We start from the raw sequence: 16256 nt of genomic DNA on the forward strand, positions 1-16256 counted from the left end.
GGACCGAACGATCATGCTGGTCGAGGTCTACTTCGACGTCCTGTGCCCCTGGTGCTACATCGGCAAGAGAAGACTGGCCACCGCCCTGAAGAGCCGAGACGATGTGCACGTCATCTGGCGCAGTTTCGAACTCGATCCGGACGGAAGCCCCATCCCCGGCCTGACGGCGGAGCAGGTGATCACCACCTACCAGAACGACCCGGCCCGAGCGAGCGCCCGGGTGGCCCACATCCAAGCGCTTGGCGCAGCCGAGGGACTGGAACTCAACCTGCACCAGGCCCGGCCCGTCAACTCCTTCGATGCTCACCGCCTGATCCACCTGGGCGCCACCTCCGGCCTGGCCGACGCCGTTCTGGAACGTCTCCTTCACGGCTACCACGCGAAAGGCCGCAACATCGCCGACCCGGAGGTTCTCCAAGCGCTCGGCGTCGAGGCCGGACTTGATCTCGCCCAGGTAGGTGAACTCTTGACCGGCGACGCGTTCTCCGCTGAAGTCCGAGCCGACGAGCGCCGCGCCGCCCAGAGGGGAATCCGAGGCGTGCCTGCACTCGTCATTGACGGAGCCCCACCAGTCTCGGCCGTTCAGGAACCTGCCGCCCTGGCAAGCCTCCTCGAACGCGCGACACGCTTCTGAGGCCGCCGCCTGCCGTCTTCGCCTCTTTGACCTGGCCACCTCCATCAGGGTGGGACTGTACGGCTTCGGCGCTGTCGACCGTCAGCGTGTCAGCACGGCCCCCAGCCGACGGATCACCTCGGCCTCGCCGGGGTTGACGTCGTCGCTGGATGGCGCGTGTTCGGTGATGGCGGCCCCGATGATGTCGTTCACCTGGGAGACGAGGTCGATCAGTCGCTGCGGCTGCACGCCGTTCGGCTCCGGGTAGCAGGTCGCGCCGAAAGCGGTGGGTTCCAGGACGTCCAGGTCGATGTGTACGTACACGGGGCCGCGTAGACCGTCCAGCACACGCTCCAGGTCGTCGACGCCGTACCTGCGCAGGCCGGTCTTCGCGAGGTACTCGTGCTCGGACGCGTCGCCCGCCCGCTCTCCGGCGATGATCACTTGCCGTGGTGCCAGCGGCTGCTCCGGCGTGAGGCCTGCCGGCCCGTCTCCGAGCAGCGCGCGCACCACCATCCCGTGGAAGGCGCCCGATGGCAGGGACTGCGGGCTGTAGACGTCCGGGTGCGCGTCGATCCACAACACCGTCAAAGCGTCCCCATAGCGGGCGTGGGCAGCGGCGATAGGCGGGATGTCGACCGCGCAGTCGCCGCCGATGGTGATCACCCGGTCGTCGATGCCGGCCAGTGCCTTCCGCGTCAGCCGCTGGTTCTCCACGAGCGCGTCGAACGCGCGGATCCCGGCGACCTTTTCCGCGCCGGTATCAAGCACCGGCACGGTCACCACGGCGTCGGCCGGAACGAGCTCGGCGGCGCGGCGAGCACCGGCCATCAGCCGCGGCGCCTTGCTCGACGCCGAACCTTGCCATTGTGGTACGCAGAGCACGGTTGTCATGCCGCGACACTACGAGACGCCGGGCAACGCGTGGGCGATCTTCGCCGGCTACCTGAACGCGGTCGCCCAGCAGGCCGCCGACCCGGTCGTCGCCGGCTGTCTCGGCACGCCGGCCGCCGCCGACGTGTTCACCGAGGACAACGCCTTCGGCCCGCTGGAGTCCATTGCGAATCGACACCGGCCTGCTCGGCTCCTTCGGCATCCATCCCTGACCGACACGCTCGACGCCGGCGAAGAGTCAGTAGCCGTGGTCCCGCGAGAACCAACGTCGCAGTGAACGTCTCGCCCCCGCAAGCCCTGCCCGACCACTGATCCCGCGCGATCGGCACCGGTCTGCGACAGGCGTGCCGGATGAGGCTGGAGCCGGCCGGAGTGACGGCGATCAAGCGGCGGAAACATTGCTCTTACCGGATTGATGCACGTCCGTAACCCATGACTGAGGTCTGTCATATTTGACTGCCATACGGCGCAAACAGCCATAAAAGACCCAAAAGCGCAGATGGGAGGGGGTAGGCGTGGAGGAACGCTCGACTGACGCCATCCTCGAAGTCCTCGCGGGTGCACCGGAGCCGCTGGGAGCGAGGCAGATCCTGCAGGCACTGAGCGGCAGCCTCGAACTGGGGATCAGCGAGGCCACGGTGGCCCGGCGGCTGCGCCTGCTCGACCGGCGCGGGCTGACCGTGGCGGCGGGCACGAAGGGCCGGATGCTCACCCCGTCAGGCCGCCATCATGTGGCGTCGGTGCTGCGCGGGCGGGTCACGGCCACCCGGATCCTGCGGGGCACCGAGGTCCGCACGTCCGAGGGGCTCACCCAGCTGCTGCGAGCACGCCGCGCCGTGGAGCCGGAGGCCGCCAGGGAGGCGGCTCTCGCCGAGGACGGCAGCACGTCCGAGGCGCTCACGCTCCTGATCGAACGGCACCGGCGGCACTACACGGGCACGGACGACGTGCCCCGGGACATCGCGCTGAGCTTCCATCGCAGGGTGGCACGGTGCACCCGGAACCCGATCGTCAAGGCGATGCTCGACGTCGTCCTCGATCCCGCGCTCGACCGGCTGGAGGCGGCGCTGGACGTGGTGCTCGTCTCGCACCGATCCGGCGAGGTCGCGGTGACGGAGCACCAGGTGATCGCCGACGCGATCGCCGCGGGCGACGCGGATGCCGCCGAGCAGGCGATGCGTGCCCACCTGGATCGGTTGCTGGACGAGGCCGACCGCTTCCTCACCGAGGAGACCACCCCCATCGTCGAGCGTTTGCTCACCTGGGGCCTGCCGAGATCGAAGGGCGAGTCATATGCCGATCATTGAGTTCACCGGCGTACGGAAGTCGTTCGGCGACCTCGCGGTGCTGAACGGTATCGACCTCTCCGTCGCCAAGGGCGAAGTGGTGGTGCTGCTCGGCCCGTCGGGTTCGGGCAAGAGCACCCTGCTGCGCTGCGTCAACGCCCTGGAAGACGTCTCCGGCGGCACGATCCTGGTCAACGGCCACGACCCGCACCACAAGGCGACGAACCTGAACGCGCTGCGCAGCGAGGTGGGATTCGTCTTCCAGCACTTCAATCTCTACCCGCACATGACGGTGGCGCAGAACATCACGCTCGCCCCCGTACGAGTGAAGAAGATCTCCCGTGACGGCGCCCGGAAGCGGGCCGTCCAGCTACTGGAACGGGTCGGCATCCCGGAGAAGGCGGACAGCCTCCCCGCCCAGCTCTCCGGGGGCCAGCAGCAACGGGTGGCGATCGCCCGGGCGCTGGCCATGGATCCAGCGATCATGCTGTTCGACGAGCCGACGAGCGCCCTGGACCCCGAGATGATCCAGGAGGTCCTCGACGTCATGGTCGACCTGGCCGGCAGCGGCATGACCATGGTCGTCGTCACCCACGAGATGGGCTTCGCGCGGAAGGTCGCCGACCGCGTCGTCTTCATGGACGCCGGGCGGATCGTGGAGACCGGCGCCCCCGCCGACTTCTTCGCCAGCCCTGAGACCGAGCGGGCTCAGAGCTTTCTGCGCCGGGTCGCGCACATCTGACCGCCGCACACCAGACAGCGGCGCGCCAGTCCGACGCCACCAGCAAAGCACCAGACCGATGCCACCAACAAGGAGGTACATGCGATGACCGGCGTGCTGAAGAGCGCCCTCTGCCTTGCGCTCGTCGCGCTGCTCGGCACCGCGTGCGGTGATCGGTCGCAGGCGGGATTGTCCCCCGTGGCCGACACCAAGGGCGGTACGGGCGTCAACTCCATGGAGAAGATCAGGAAGCGGGGCGAGATCGTGTTCGGAGTCAAGTTCGACACCCCGCCCTTCGGGTCGATCAGCGAGGGTGAGACGGAGCCTGAGGGCTTCGAGATCGACCTGGTCACCGAGGTCGCCCGCCGGATCGGCGTCGAGCCGAAGTTCGTCGAGGTCAACCCGAAGAACCGGGTGGCCAACCTGGACAGCGGGAAGATCGACGTGATCACCGCGACCATGATCACGACTCGGGCGCGCGACAAGGCGATCGACTTCTCCGAGTCGTACTTCGAGGACGACCAGCGGTTGCTGGTCCGCGGCGACTCCACGCTGACCAGCGTCGACCAGCTTGACGGCAAGACGGTGGCGCTGGTGCAGGGCTCCACCGAGGAGAGCGTGCTACGCGAGAAGGCGCCGGGTGCCAAGATTCTCAGCTTCCAGTCCTGGCCGACGGCGCTGCAGGCACTCCTGCGCGGTGACGCCGACGCGGTCAGCACCACGGTCGGCATCCTCAGCGGTCTGAAGGCGGCCGCCGACAAGTCCGGCGAGAACGTGAAAATCGTCAGTCCGGGCATCGCGCAGGGCCCGCTCGGCATGGGTGTCCGGCAAGGAGACGCAGCCCTCCGTGACGAGGTCAATGCCGCGCTGATGGGCATGGCGGAGGACGGCACCTATGACCGGATCTACCGTGAATGGTGGAGAGACGTGCTGCCCGAGCCGTACCGCATCCGGGTAGTCCCGGCCGGGTCCTGACGCCATGTTCAACGACCTGAGCTGGACCGTGGTGCTCGACGAGCCGGGCCGGAGCTTCCTGCTGCACGGGCTGTGGGTGACGGTGCAGCTCGCCGTACTCGCCATCATCGGCTCGACCGTGCTCGGGACGCTGGTGGCGCTCGGCCGGGTGTCGACCATGCCCGCGCTGGCGCCGCTGCGCTGGGCGCTCACGGCGTACGTGGAGTTCTTCCGGAACGTGCCGCTGCTCGTACAGCTCGTCTTCTGGAGCTTCGGCATGTTCAGCCTGGACCTCGTACGGGCCATGGCCGCACCGCTGAACGCCGTGTACACGAACCAGTTCCTCGCCGGACTGCTCGGCCTGACCATCTACACCTCGGCATACGTGGCGGAGGCGCTGCGCAGCGGCATCCAGTCGGTGCCCAGAGGGCAGTTGGAGGCGGCTCGCGCCTCCGGCCTCGGTTACTGGCCGGCGATGCGCGCGGTGGTGCTGCCGCAGGCGTTCGCGCTGGCCTTTCCCGCGATCGGCAACCAGTACGTGGGCGCCACCAAGAACACGTCGGTGGTGATGGCGATCGGCGTCACCGACCTGGTGTTCCAGGCACAGCAGATCGAGTCGGCCACGTTCGCCGCGTTCGAGGCCTACACCGCGGTGCTGGTCATCTTCGTGGTCGTCTGCCTGGCCGAGTCGGCGCTGCTCGCGCTGGCCGTACGAGGGCTGGTGACCAGGGTCCGGCCGGGTGCCAAGATCACGGCCCGTGTCCCGGCGCTGGAGGCGTGAGCATGGACGCGATCATCGACAACCTGCCCTTCATGCTGGCCGGGCTGTGGGAGACGGCGAAACTGGCGGCGCTGGCGATCGCGCTCAGCGCGGTCCTCGGCGTACTGGCCGGCGCGACGCGGTCGGCGCGCGCCCGCTACCTGCGGTGGCCGGCCATCGCCTACATCCAGCTCATCCGCAGCACACCACTGATCGTCTTCATTCTCTACAGCTATTTCGTGCTCGCCGATCTGGGTCTGGACCTCAGCCCGTTCTGGGCGGGCGTCATCGCGCTGGGCGTCTTCACCAGCGCCTACCTCGCGCAGATCGTGCACGCGGGCATCAGTTCGGTGCCGCCGGGACAGTGGGAGGCCGCCCGCGCGTCGGGACTCTCCCACGTGAGCACCCTGCGGCACGTGGTGCTGCCACAGGCGCTGCGCCGGATGGCCCCGGCGCTGGTGTCCGAGTTCATCAAGTTGATCAAGGACACCTCGCTGGTCTCCATCATCGGCGTCTTCGAGTTCTTCCACCGGGTCGAGGTGACCAACTCCCGGGTGCTCACCGAACCCTTCGCGGTCCTCGGCTTCGCAGCAGCCTGCTATTTCATCATCAATTACGGACTCAGCCGCGTCGCTCGACGCCTCGAGCTGCGGCTGGACGTCTAACCAGAAAGGATCAACCAAGCGTGTCTGAAATGCGGCTCAACCTGCCCTTCGTCGGCATTCCTTCCTTCCAGCGGTCTCCCATCGTCAGCGACCTCTCCCAGCTGGACGCGGATCTGGCGATCCTCGGGGTGCCCAACGACGAGGGCTCCCCCTGGTATCCGGGCGCGCGGATGGCGCCACGAGCGATCCGCGAGCAGTCGGTGCGATACGCGGGGTACGGCCGGATGCAGGCCTCGTCCGGCTATTTCGACATCGAGGAGGAGCGGCGCTACCTCGAGTACGAGACCGCCAACCAGCGGATCGTGGACTGCGGGGACGTCGACATCATCTACTCCAACCCCGAGCAGACCTTCAAGAACATCACCCGCAGCACCGCGCAGATCCTGGAGGCGGGAGCGGTCCCGATCGTGCTCGGGGGCGAGCACTCGGTCACCTACGGCGTGGTGCGCGCCTATGAGGAGCCGATCTGCGTCGTCCACTTCGACGCGCACCTCGACTACCGGCCGTTCATCCACGGCGCCGAGTACGGCAACGGCAGCCCGATGCTGAAGATCGGGAAGCTGCCGAACGTCGAGAAGATCGTTCAGATCGGCAGCCGGGGCATGCGCGCGGCCCAGAACGACCTCGCCGAGAGCCGGGCCAACGGCAACGACGTCTTCACCATGAAGGGTTACCGGAAGGCCGGCATCGATCAGGTGCTCGCGACCCTGCCGAAGGGCCGCAAGGTGTATGTGAGCGTGGACATCGACGTGCTCGACATGCCGCTGGTGCCGGGGTGCGCCTCAGCCGAGGCGGACGGCATGTCCTACGAGGAACTGCGCCAGACGATCTTCGCGATCGTCCGGGAGCACGAGCTCGTCGGCTTCGACGTCGTGGAGATCAACCCGATGCTCGACGTGGCCTCCAACGTCACCTCCCAGCTCGGCGCCCAACTCGCCATCGAAACGATGGCACGCGCTGTGGAGAACTCCGACTACCTGCGCCGCAAGGACCGCCTGCCCACGCCGTAACCCAGCCCGGAACACCCGGCCCGCCGCGCCGCACAGGCGATCAGCTTTCGTACGGCCCGCGGGCCGGGAGGGTCAGTTCCGGGCCGGCGGCGCAAGCGCTTTCAAAGAGTGATTGCCGATGTACAAATTGTGATCTACGCTCGCGGTCATGGGTATCCCTACTGAATCGATCGGCAGCATCCCCCGACCCCCCGCCTTACTGACCGCGCTGTCTGAGCACGCCTCGGGCGCGATCGGCGACACCGAGCTGGCAGCGGCGCAGTCCGAGGCCGTCGCCGACACGATCACACGACTGACGCGACTCGGTTGCCCGGTCCTGGTCGACGGCGAACAGTCCAAACCCAGCTTCGTCACCTACCCGATCAGCGGACTGGAACATCTTGCGAGCGACGGCGCCGTCATCCCCTTCGCCGACGGGCACACGCGCCAGCTGCCGCGTTTGACCGCCGGTCCCTTCCGTTACCAGGTCCACGCGGAGACCTACCTGCGCCAGGCGCGACAGCACACCGAGCTGCCGCTCAAGCAGGCCGTCATCGCCCCGTCGGCGCTCAGCCTGTTGTATCCGGCTGAGCCCATCCACGACTATCCGCGCAAGGCGTTCTTGGACGACCTGACGGCCGGGGCCGAGAACGACATCCGCGGCTGCCTGGACGCGGGCGCCCACGCGGTGCAGCTGGACTTCACCGAAGGACGGCTGTCGCTCAAACTCGATCCCAGCGGCGGGCTGCTGGACGACTTCATCGCCCTCAACAATCAGGTGCTGGAGCGGTTCGACTCGGCCGAGCGGGCCCGCGTCGGGGTGCACACCTGCCCTGGTGGCGACCAGGACTCGACCCACAGCGCCGACGTCGACTACGCCGGTCTGCTGCCGAAGCTCTTCGCCCTGCAAGCGGGCAACTTCTACATCCAGCTGGCCGGTGAGCCCGATCCGGCCCGGATCCTGGGCATAGTCGCCGAGCACCTACGCCCCGGCATCCGCGTCTTCATCGGTGTCACCGATCCGATCGACCCGCGGGTGGAGACTCCCGAACAGGTCCGGGACCGGGTCCTGCTGGCCGCGCGGCACATTCCGGTCGAGCAGCTGGGCACCTGTGACGACTGCGGCTTCGCCCCGTTCGCCGACGACACCTCCACCTCCCGTGAGACCGCGTTCGCCAAGATCTCCGCCCGCGTGGAGGGCACCAGGATGGCCGCCGAGGCATTGGGAGTCTGAGCCGGAGGATCACAGCGCCGTCACCCGCGGCTCGGCGACGACCGTCCACGTCACTGAACGATCCTCAAGGTCAGGTCGTGGAGCCGGGCCGCGGTCTTCCGGTCGAAGCACGGGTGGTCAGGCCGAACGGCTCGGCCGCGCCGGTCACCACTGACCGTACGATAGGAACCCTCGTAGCCGTCAGGGCTACCGACGTGTCCGCGATCCTGGCGGAGGGGTCGCCGTCTGGAACGGCGCGCGGCGTGAAGAGCTAGCCGCCCGCCGTTCCGTTCGTCACCCGGATCGCGGACACATCGCCGGTCGTGCTCCCGACGTACACCAGGCCGCCCGCCACCACCGGGGTCGTCCCGACCTGGCCGCTGGTCCGGTAGGTCCACCGGGCCGTGCCGGTGGCGGCGTCGAGCGCGTGCACCCGGCCGTCGACGTTCCCGACGTACACGACGCCGTCCGCCACCGCCGGGCGGGACAGGACGCCGTCGCCGGCCGGGAAGCTCCACCGCCCCGTGCCCGAGGCGGCGTCGAGCGCGTACAGCCGGTCGTTGACGTGATGCAGGTACACGGTGCCGCGGGCCACGACGAGGCCGCCGCGAATGCCGTCGCCGCTGCCGGGTGCGAAGCGCCACGACTTCCGGCCGGTGGCGGCGTCCAGCTTGTGCAGCACGCCGTCGCCGCCGACGTACACCGCCCCGCCGCTCACCACGGGGCCGGCGGTGATCCGGACGTCGGACCGGAAGCTCCACCGCGGCCTGCCGGTGGCGCGATCCAGCGCGTGGACGTGGCCGTTCCTGGTCGCGATGTAGACGGTTGCGCCGCTCGTCACCGGATCGATGGCATCGGTTCCCCCAGCCGCCCGGAAGCGCCAGCGCTGCTTCCCCGTGGCGGCGTCCAGCGCGTACACCAGGCCGTCGGCGCTGCCGACATAGACGGTGCCGCCGGCCACCGACGGCGTGGCGAAATCGACGCCCCCGCCGACCCTGGCCCGCCATCGCAGCCGGCCGGTGGCCGCGTCCAGCGCGACGACCGCGGAGTTCTCGCCGCATGTGTACACCGTGCCCGCCGCCAGCACGACACCGCTCGACCTGTCGACCTGGCGGCTCCACCGCACCCGGCCCGAGGCGGTGTCCAGGGACACGATCCGGCCGTCGCTGTTCCCGGCGTACACGGCGCCGCCGGCCACCGCCAGTCCGGGGGAGACGTAGCCGCCGGTCTGGCGACTCCACCGCGCCGCGCCCGAGGCGGCGTCCAGCGCGTACACGTTGCCGTCGCGACTGCCGGCGTACACGGTGCCGCCCGCGAGCACGAGGTCGTCGACGCTCTGGTCGGCCGGGAAGCTCCAACCGGCATGGCGGGCGCGGCGGAGGCCGTCGCCGGGGACGGCGGCTCCCGGCTGGTAGCGGGCCAGCAAATTCCGCTGGAGCAGCGGGGTGAGCAGCCGTACGGCCTGCCGCGAGGTGGACCTCAGGCGGGCGAGGACCGGCCCCGCGATGACGACGGACTCGTCCAGCGATCCGCTCGCCAGGAGGAGCGTGTGCGTGATGGCGTGGGAGCCCTCGTAGGCGGGGTCGTGAACGCCGCTCTCCTTGATGTGGGCGACTTCGGTGGTGAACGCCTTCCGTGCGGCGGCGGGGGAGGGGAACACCCAGTCCACCACGACGGAGACGACGGCCTCTTCGTCCGTCGGCGGTATCCAATCGCAGCCCACGGGTTTCGGCGACGTCACTCCCGCCAGGGTCCTCGTCCCGGGGTTGGGGCGGTAGCCGTCCCCGGCAACGCCCATGTCGCGGCCGGTCAGGAGGGCGCAGGCGTCCGGCCAGGCGGCCAGGGGGACGTCGCCGAACGGGGGCGGCGCGGTGGAGAGCCCATAGGCCGCCTGGTAGGCGACGATCCGGCCGGCGTTGTCGTAGACGAAGGCCATGCCCGGGGCCGTGCCCATGAGGAATGCGCGGGAGGGCGGCGTGTCGATGGGCAACCCGCTGAGGCGGCCGGTGACGGTGTTCAGGGAGAGCAGGAAGGCCGGCAGGGGCCAGTCGCCATGGACCTCTAGAAAACCTCTGTCCGAGATTCTGGGATATCTGCCGATGAGGAGGGGTTGGCTCCAGGGCTCCGGTTCCGTGACCCGGTCGGGCGGGCGGCGCTCGACGGCCTCGCGGGCGGTGGACAGCCGCCGGCCCTCCGGAGAGTAGAACGCCTCGACGTCTCCGGCCTGGACGTACACGAACCCGTCCGCACCGGCGGTGAGCCTGAGCGTGGGCGCGGTCCCCGCCTCCGCCTCCGCCTCCGCCTTCAACGGCAGCGAGCGCGTCCAGCGGGCCCGCAGGGTGTGGGGATCCACCGAGGCGAGCTCGATCCGGTTCCCCGCGCAGGAACTGAGCAGCATGATCGCCCGGGAGGTGGCGACGCCGTGCGGATCGCAGTGCCGCGGACGGGTCGTCCGCACCGTCGGCCTGCCGGTCCGGAGATCGAACGTGGTGAAGGCGACGGGGTCGGCCTGCCGGTCCACGACCGTGACACCTCCTTCGGTCACCATGATGCTCAGACCGAAGTAGCGGCGGTCGGCCGCCGCCGCCGAGCCGCCGGCGGCGGCGGTGACCTTACGCCGCCACAGCAGCGCGCCCGTGGCGAGCTCGTAGCCGGACATGAGGTAGCCGGCCACGCCGGACACCTCTCTCGACACGATGATCGTCGCGGGTGCGACCCACACGCCGGTGATGGGGGCGGAGCCGCCGGGGTCGGCCGGGACGGTGTAGCGCCGCCTGCCGGTGAGCGGGTCGTGGACCGCCACGGCCCCCTGCGGCGTCGCCACGGCGAGTGCCTCGCCGGACAGGCCGTAGCGGAGGTTCTCGACAGCCGCCGGGTCTTCGACGTTGGCGGGCAGGGACCACAAGGCCCGCCATCCGGTCGGCCCCCAGGGGAGGCGCGGCGCGTCCGTCGCTACGGCCGAGCCGGTCACCAGGGCCACGGCCAGCATGAGCGCGAGCCGGCGCACGGTCAGCATCCCTTGGTCTTCGGGAACATGACGCACACCTTGGCGGCGGGCACCGGCGCCCACCCGCCCAGCGGCGCCTCGGCGTAGACGGAGCGGAAGGCGTCGGCCTCGCCGGTCAGCCGGAACGGGGCCCCGTCCGGCCCGTTGATCACGACCTGCTCGGGCCGGTCGTCCGCCAGCACCGTGGCCAGGAGGTCGAACTCGTAGTACGCCTTCTTGCCCTTGATCGATATGCTCAGCGTGATCCGCTCGTCCCGTTTGAGGTCGATCTGCTTCTTCGAGAAGTACGAGACGTCAAGATCCTCGGATGTGGTGAAACGGGGCACCGGCCGATCGAGGTCGGCGAGGAGTTCGACGGTGTCGGTCACTCCGGCGGTGTTGGCCTGTAGGAACGCGCCGTCCGATCGCGGTTTGCGGACGAGGATGCGCGGCTTGAGATCGACGATGCGCAGGCCGTCCCGGTTTCCCACAAGGACGACCGTGGCGTTCATCCAGTCGGTCACGGAGCCGTGGTGGCGGTTCAACAATGCGGCGCGTTTGTCGGCGGCCGCCCTGCCCAGCAGAATTCCCCGTTCTTCCGGATCGGTCACCGGCTCCCGCAGGACGATGTCCCGCTCGTCGTAGTGGATGGCCACGTGGCCGATCGTGACGGGGGGCGCGCCGCTGATCCGGTCGATCGCGTCGGTTCCGCGGGAGGTGAACCAGGTGGTGAACACCACGCCGATGGCCGCGATGAGCACGGCGCTGGCGATGCCCGCCACCCATGCCCGCACCCCTTTCCAGCCGCCGCCCTCGGCCGGCCCTTCCTGGAGCGGCTGTCTCCCGCCGCTGCCTTTTCCGGTCTTGTTCCCGCGACCTTTGCCCATAAGCGATATATCCCTCAGGTGGATATGCGATCAGGGTGAGAGTAGACGGCGATCATAACGCCGCGTCACAGGGTCGCGCGCTCGTGATGCGAATTACGCCATTATCAGCATGTGGGAATTCGGTACATTCAACGCTTTTCAACTTGCTTCGCGGAGTTGCGGCACAAGAATGATTCTTTGACGAGCTGACATGAGATCTAGTGGGCTTGGCCGATCGCTGAGGTGGCCGGCGTGGTCGCTTCTGCGGTGCTGAGCCGTACGGCAGGACACAGGAGCCGCGCCGGGCGTCGATGCGCGGTTCTCGACGCTGTCGAGGTCGCGCCGGGAAAGATCGTTATGGCTGTTCCGGGTTATCGCACAAATGGGCTGACATCCACGCTCCGGTGGCCGGGGTGGCCGGAAAATCGTTCGCTCCCGCCGTACGTCCTGGGGCAGCATGGCCACGGCGGTGTCGGCACTCGGGAGGGCGGATGGCCGTGTTCGGATCACTCGAGGACTCTGGAGACGGTCCGCCTGTGCGGAAAACGGCGGTCTTGCTGGCACTGCGCTACTACTCCAGTGAGCTGAGGCGCCAGTGGCGGGTCGCCGTGCCCACGCTGACGATGCCGGCGATGGGGAACATCTGCCTGTACTATCTGACGCCGCTGGCGGTAGCTGGGCTTGTGGGGCATTTATCCGGTGACGAAGATGCCTCCATCGACGCGCTACTGCCTTATGTTCTCGGCTTCGGCGCGTTGTTGCTGGCGGGCGAGGCGCTGTGGCGGGTGGGATTCCACTTCCTTAATCGTACGGACGCCCGGGGTATCGAGCGGCTCGGCGTGGTGGGCATGGACGAGTTACTGGCCAAGGACGCCGCGTTCTTTCATGACAACTTCGCCGGTTCGCTGACCAAACGGGTGCTGGGATTCGCCGGCAGGTTCGAGGACTTCGTCGACACGCTCACGTTCTCGATCATGGCCAACATCCTCCCGCTGGTGTTCGCTTCGGTGGTGCTCTGGCAGTATCACCCGTTGCTGGTCCTCGTTCTCGTGGGCCTCATGATCGTCACCGGCTTTCTCGTCGCCCCGCTCATTCGCCGTCGCCAATTGCTGGTCGACGAACGTGAGGCCGCCAGGGTCCTGGTGTCGGGCCACGTCGCCGATGTGCTGGCCAATATGGAGACCGTCCGCGCGTTCGCCGCCGAGGATCGCGAAGCCACCGAACATCGGGCCAGGGTCGCCGAGCAGCAGAGGCTGACGCTGCGTTCCTGGGATTACAGCAACCTCCGGGTGGACATCGTCGTCGCCCCTCTATCGGCCCTCACCAGTGCCCTGGGCCTGCTCCTCGCCGTGGCGCTCCGAGGAGGTCTGGGCGTGGAGGCCATCGTGGTGACGTTCACCTACTACACGAACGCGACCAGGATCATGTTCGAGTTCAACCAGATCTACCGGCGTATAGAGAGCGTGCTCACCGAAGCCGCCCAGTTCACCGAACTGCTCCTCGTGCCGCCGACCGTGGTGGACCCGGCTGACCCGCAGCCGCTGCGCCCGGCCGACGCAGGCGTCCGCTTCGAGCGGGTGAGGTTCGCACACACCGATGGCCCGCCCCTGTTCGATGACCTGGACCTGGACATCCCCAGCGGCACCAAGATCGGACTGGTCGGTCGGTCCGGCGGCGGCAAGAGCACCATCACCCGGCTGTTGCTGCGCCTGATGGACATCGACGGAGGCCGAATCCTGATAGGCGGCCAGGACATCACCCGACTGCGCCAAGCCGACCTGCGCAGCCTTATCGCCTATGTCCCGCAGGAACCCGCCATGTTCCACCGGTCGCTGCGTGACAACATCGCGTTCGCCCGGCCGGGCGCCACCGATGACGAGATTCTCCGAGCCGCGAGGGCGGCGCACGTCACGGAGTTCGCCGAATGTCTGCCGGACGGATTCGACACCTTGGTCGGCGAGCGTGGCGTCAAGCTCTCCGGCGGCCAGCGGCAACGTCTCGCCCTCGCGCGCGCCATCCTGCGCGACGCCCCGATCCTGCTGCTGGACGAGGCGACCAGCGCGCTGGACTCCGAAAGCGAACTCCTCGTCCAGGAAGCCTTGTGGCACTTGATGCAGGACCGCACCGCGCTGGTGGTCGCGCACCGCCTGAGCACCGTCGTCCACATGGATCGTCTGGTCGTGCTGAACCAGGGACACATCGTGGAGCAGGGCACCCACAGTGAGTTGCTCCAGGGCGAAGGTCCCTACGCCCGGCTCTGGCACCACCAATCCGGTGGCTTCCTGCTTGACGACGACACCCCGAACGCGCTCCACCGTTGAGTGGTGCCCCACGTGGGGCTCGTCGCGCGCGGGTGGTTTGGCGAGCATGCATTCACCAGTGCTTCTGGAGGGAATCCGGCTTCGCGCGTTGCGTGGCGGGCGTCTGCGCCGAAGCCGGTATGTCCCTCCAGATCGGGAAAGAGTGCCGTCAGTCGGTCCCGAACTCCATCGCGGCGTGGTCGAGCAGTTCGTCGTGGTCGGGGGTCTTCCCGCGGGACGCGATCGCCTCGGCCCCGCCTTCGGGCACCACACCGACCAGGCCGGTCGTCCGGGTGGCACTGATCAGCGCCGGGTGCGGGGTGCCGACCATGCCGAGTCCGGCGTACAGCTCGAGCTTGGCGCGGGAGTCGGCGATGTCGAGATTGCGCATGGTCAGCTGGCCGATGCGGTCGACCGGCCCGAAGGCGGAATCCTCGGTCCGCTCCATGGAGAGCTTGTCCGGGTGGTAGCTGAACGCCGGCCCTGACGTTTCCAGGATGGAGTAGTCCTCGCCGCGGCGCAGCCGGAGGGTCACCTCGCCGGTGACCGCCGTCCCGATCCAGCGTTGCAGCGACTCGCGCAGCATCAGCGCCTGCGGGTCCAGCCAGCGGCCCTCGTACAGGAACCTGCCCAGCCGCCGGCCGTCGCTGTGGTAGATCGAGAGGGTCTCCTCGTTGTGGATCGCGTTGACCAACCGCTCGTAGGCCGCATGCAGCAACGCCATTCCCGGCGCCTCGTAGATGCCCCGGCTCTTGGCCTCGATGACCCGGTTCTCGATCTGGTCGGACATGCCCATGCCGTGCCGGCCGCCGATGGCGTTGGCCTCGAACACCAGGTCGACGTCTGAGGCGAACTCCTTGCCGTTGATCGTCACCGGGCGTCCCTGTTCGAAGCCGATCGTGACGTCCTCGGTGGCGATCGGCGTGGAGTCGTCCCAGAACCGCACGCCCATGATCGGCTCGACGGTCTCGATGCCCGCGTCGAGGTGCTCGAGCGCCTTGGCCTCGTGGGTCGCGCCCCAGATGTTCGCGTCGGTGGAGTATGCCTTCTCCGTGCTGTCCCGATAGGGCAGACCGCGGTCGAGCAGCCACTCGGACATCTCCTTGCGGCCGCCGAGCTCCCTGACGAAGTCCGCGTCCAGCCACGGCTTGTAGATCCGCAGGGACGGGTTGGCCAGCAGGCCGTACCGGTAGAACCGCTCGATGTCGTTGCCCTTGAAGGTGGAGCCGTCGCCCCAGATCTGCACGTCGTCGTTGAGCATCGCGCGCACCAGCAGGGTTCCGGTGACGGCCCGCGCCAGCGGCGTGGTGTTGAAGTACGCACGGCCACCGGACCGGATGTGGAACGCCCCGCACGCCAGGGCGGCCAGCCCTTCCTCCACGAGGGCCGCCCGGCAGTCGACCAGACGGGCGACCTCCGCGCCGTACGCCGTGGCGCGTCCGGGCACCGATGCGATATCCGGTTCGTCGTACTGGCCGATGTCAGCGGTGTAGGTGCACGGCACTGCACCCTTATCTCGCATCCACGCGACCGCTACCGAGGTGTCGAGGCCCCCGGAGAAGGCGATTCCGACACGTGCGCCGACAGGCAGGGAGGTGAGCACTTTGGACATGTGCAGAAGTATGCGCCCTGACGCATGAGTATGCAAGCCTGTCTTTGAATCCGAGAGGGCCGAGGTTGAGGAACCGCGGATCGTCGTCGGCGCCGAGAATGATCACGGTCGTCGGGCAGGCTCCGAAACACCGCACCGATCACGCTCGGTTCAACGCCGCCATCAGGGGAATCCCGCGAAGGCCGGCCATCTCCGCGCCAAGATCCACGCCGCGTACGGCTGGCCGAACACGGCCGCCGCCCGCACGGAATCACCGCGGCTGACATGTCCCTAGTGTCCTGCGTCAGAAATCCGTCGGCAATATCGGGCGAGTGATTCGAGGATCTCTTCGGCGGTCTTTCGCCACACAAACGGGCGCGGGTTGTCGTTCCACTGATCGATCCAGGCCCGGATCTCC

Annotated in this window: 14 protein-coding genes and 1 pseudogene; 10 read left to right on the forward strand and 5 right to left on the reverse strand. The window is 68.5% G+C overall.

The window, feature by feature from the left end:
• The first annotated feature begins 13 nt into the window (after nt 1–13).
• The gene (locus MBA17_RS37540; RefSeq protein WP_238502334.1) at nt 14–634 is read left to right on the forward strand and encodes a DsbA family oxidoreductase; all 621 of its coding nucleotides are present in this window, start codon (nt 14–16) and stop codon (nt 632–634) included.
• Between the two features lie 81 nt (nt 635–715).
• On the opposite strand, the gene MBA17_RS37545 is transcribed toward MBA17_RS37540, so the two are convergent.
• Nucleotides 716–1507, reverse strand: coding sequence for an arginase family protein (locus tag MBA17_RS37545; protein WP_238502335.1), 792 nt, complete (start codon nt 1505–1507; stop codon nt 716–718).
• On the opposite strand from MBA17_RS37545, the gene MBA17_RS37550 reads away from it, so the two are divergent.
• The 8 genes from MBA17_RS37550 to MBA17_RS37585 all read left to right on the forward strand — a co-directional run bounded on the left by MBA17_RS37550 (nt 1506) and on the right by MBA17_RS37585 (nt 8116).
• Nucleotides 1506–1784 (forward strand): hypothetical protein, encoded by a 279-nt coding sequence (locus MBA17_RS37550; RefSeq protein ID WP_238502337.1) that lies wholly within the window; start codon nt 1506–1508, stop codon nt 1782–1784. The genes MBA17_RS37545 and MBA17_RS37550 overlap by 2 nt on opposite strands.
• Before the next feature lie 238 nt (nt 1785–2022).
• Nucleotides 2023–2814 (forward strand): FCD domain-containing protein, encoded by a 792-nt coding sequence (locus MBA17_RS37555; RefSeq protein WP_238502338.1) that lies wholly within the window; start codon nt 2023–2025, stop codon nt 2812–2814.
• Nucleotides 2801–3535 (forward strand): amino acid ABC transporter ATP-binding protein, encoded by a 735-nt coding sequence (locus MBA17_RS37560; protein ID WP_238502339.1) that lies wholly within the window; start codon nt 2801–2803, stop codon nt 3533–3535. The genes MBA17_RS37555 and MBA17_RS37560 overlap by 14 nt, the downstream gene beginning before the upstream one ends.
• Nucleotides 3536–3619: 84 nt before the next feature.
• Complete coding sequence (locus MBA17_RS37565; RefSeq protein ID WP_238502340.1) at nt 3620–4489, forward strand: transporter substrate-binding domain-containing protein; 870 nt, start codon at nt 3620–3622, stop codon at nt 4487–4489.
• 4 nt (nt 4490–4493) lie between these two features.
• On the forward strand, nt 4494–5249 hold the full coding sequence (locus MBA17_RS37570) for an amino acid ABC transporter permease (RefSeq protein ID WP_238502341.1): 756 nt from the start codon (nt 4494–4496) through the stop codon (nt 5247–5249).
• 2 nt (nt 5250–5251) lie between these two features.
• Complete coding sequence (locus MBA17_RS37575) at nt 5252–5893, forward strand: amino acid ABC transporter permease (RefSeq protein WP_238502342.1); 642 nt, start codon at nt 5252–5254, stop codon at nt 5891–5893.
• Nucleotides 5894–5922: 29 nt separating this feature from the next.
• The gene (locus tag MBA17_RS37580) at nt 5923–6903 is read left to right on the forward strand and encodes an arginase family protein (protein WP_238502352.1); all 981 of its coding nucleotides are present in this window, start codon (nt 5923–5925) and stop codon (nt 6901–6903) included.
• A 148-nt stretch (nt 6904–7051) separates the two neighbouring features.
• Nucleotides 7052–8116, forward strand: coding sequence for a cobalamin-independent methionine synthase II family protein (locus tag MBA17_RS37585; protein ID WP_238502343.1), 1065 nt, complete (start codon nt 7052–7054; stop codon nt 8114–8116).
• Nucleotides 8117–8366: 250 nt separating this feature from the next.
• On the opposite strand, the gene MBA17_RS37590 is transcribed toward MBA17_RS37585, so the two are convergent.
• Both MBA17_RS37590 and MBA17_RS37595 read right to left on the reverse strand, forming a co-directional pair.
• On the reverse strand, nt 8367–11111 hold the full coding sequence (locus tag MBA17_RS37590) for an outer membrane protein assembly factor BamB family protein (RefSeq protein WP_238502344.1): 2745 nt from the start codon (nt 11109–11111) through the stop codon (nt 8367–8369).
• Nucleotides 11105–11968, reverse strand: coding sequence for a hypothetical protein (locus MBA17_RS37595; RefSeq protein WP_238502345.1), 864 nt, complete (start codon nt 11966–11968; stop codon nt 11105–11107). Before MBA17_RS37595 ends, MBA17_RS37590 begins: the two co-directional genes overlap by 7 nt.
• A 515-nt stretch (nt 11969–12483) precedes the next feature.
• Here MBA17_RS37595 and MBA17_RS37600 point away from each other — a divergent pair.
• Nucleotides 12484–14268: an ABC transporter ATP-binding protein gene (locus tag MBA17_RS37600; protein WP_238502346.1), complete on the forward strand. Its 1785-nt coding sequence runs from the start codon at nt 12484–12486 to the stop codon at nt 14266–14268.
• A gap of 148 nt (nt 14269–14416) precedes the next feature.
• Here the strand turns inward: MBA17_RS37600 and argG are convergent, their stop codons facing one another.
• Entirely contained in the window at nt 14417–15859 is a 1443-nt protein-coding gene (argG, locus tag MBA17_RS37605) for an argininosuccinate synthase (RefSeq protein WP_238502347.1), read from the reverse strand.
• 270 nt (nt 15860–16129) lie between these two features.
• Nucleotides 16130–16256, reverse strand: a pseudogene (locus MBA17_RS37610) (IS630 family transposase); the annotation flags it as partial.

The organism is Dolomitihabitans soli (assembly GCF_022213955.1).
Classification (GTDB): domain Bacteria; phylum Actinomycetota; class Actinomycetes; order Streptosporangiales; family Streptosporangiaceae; genus Streptosporangium_A; species Streptosporangium_A soli.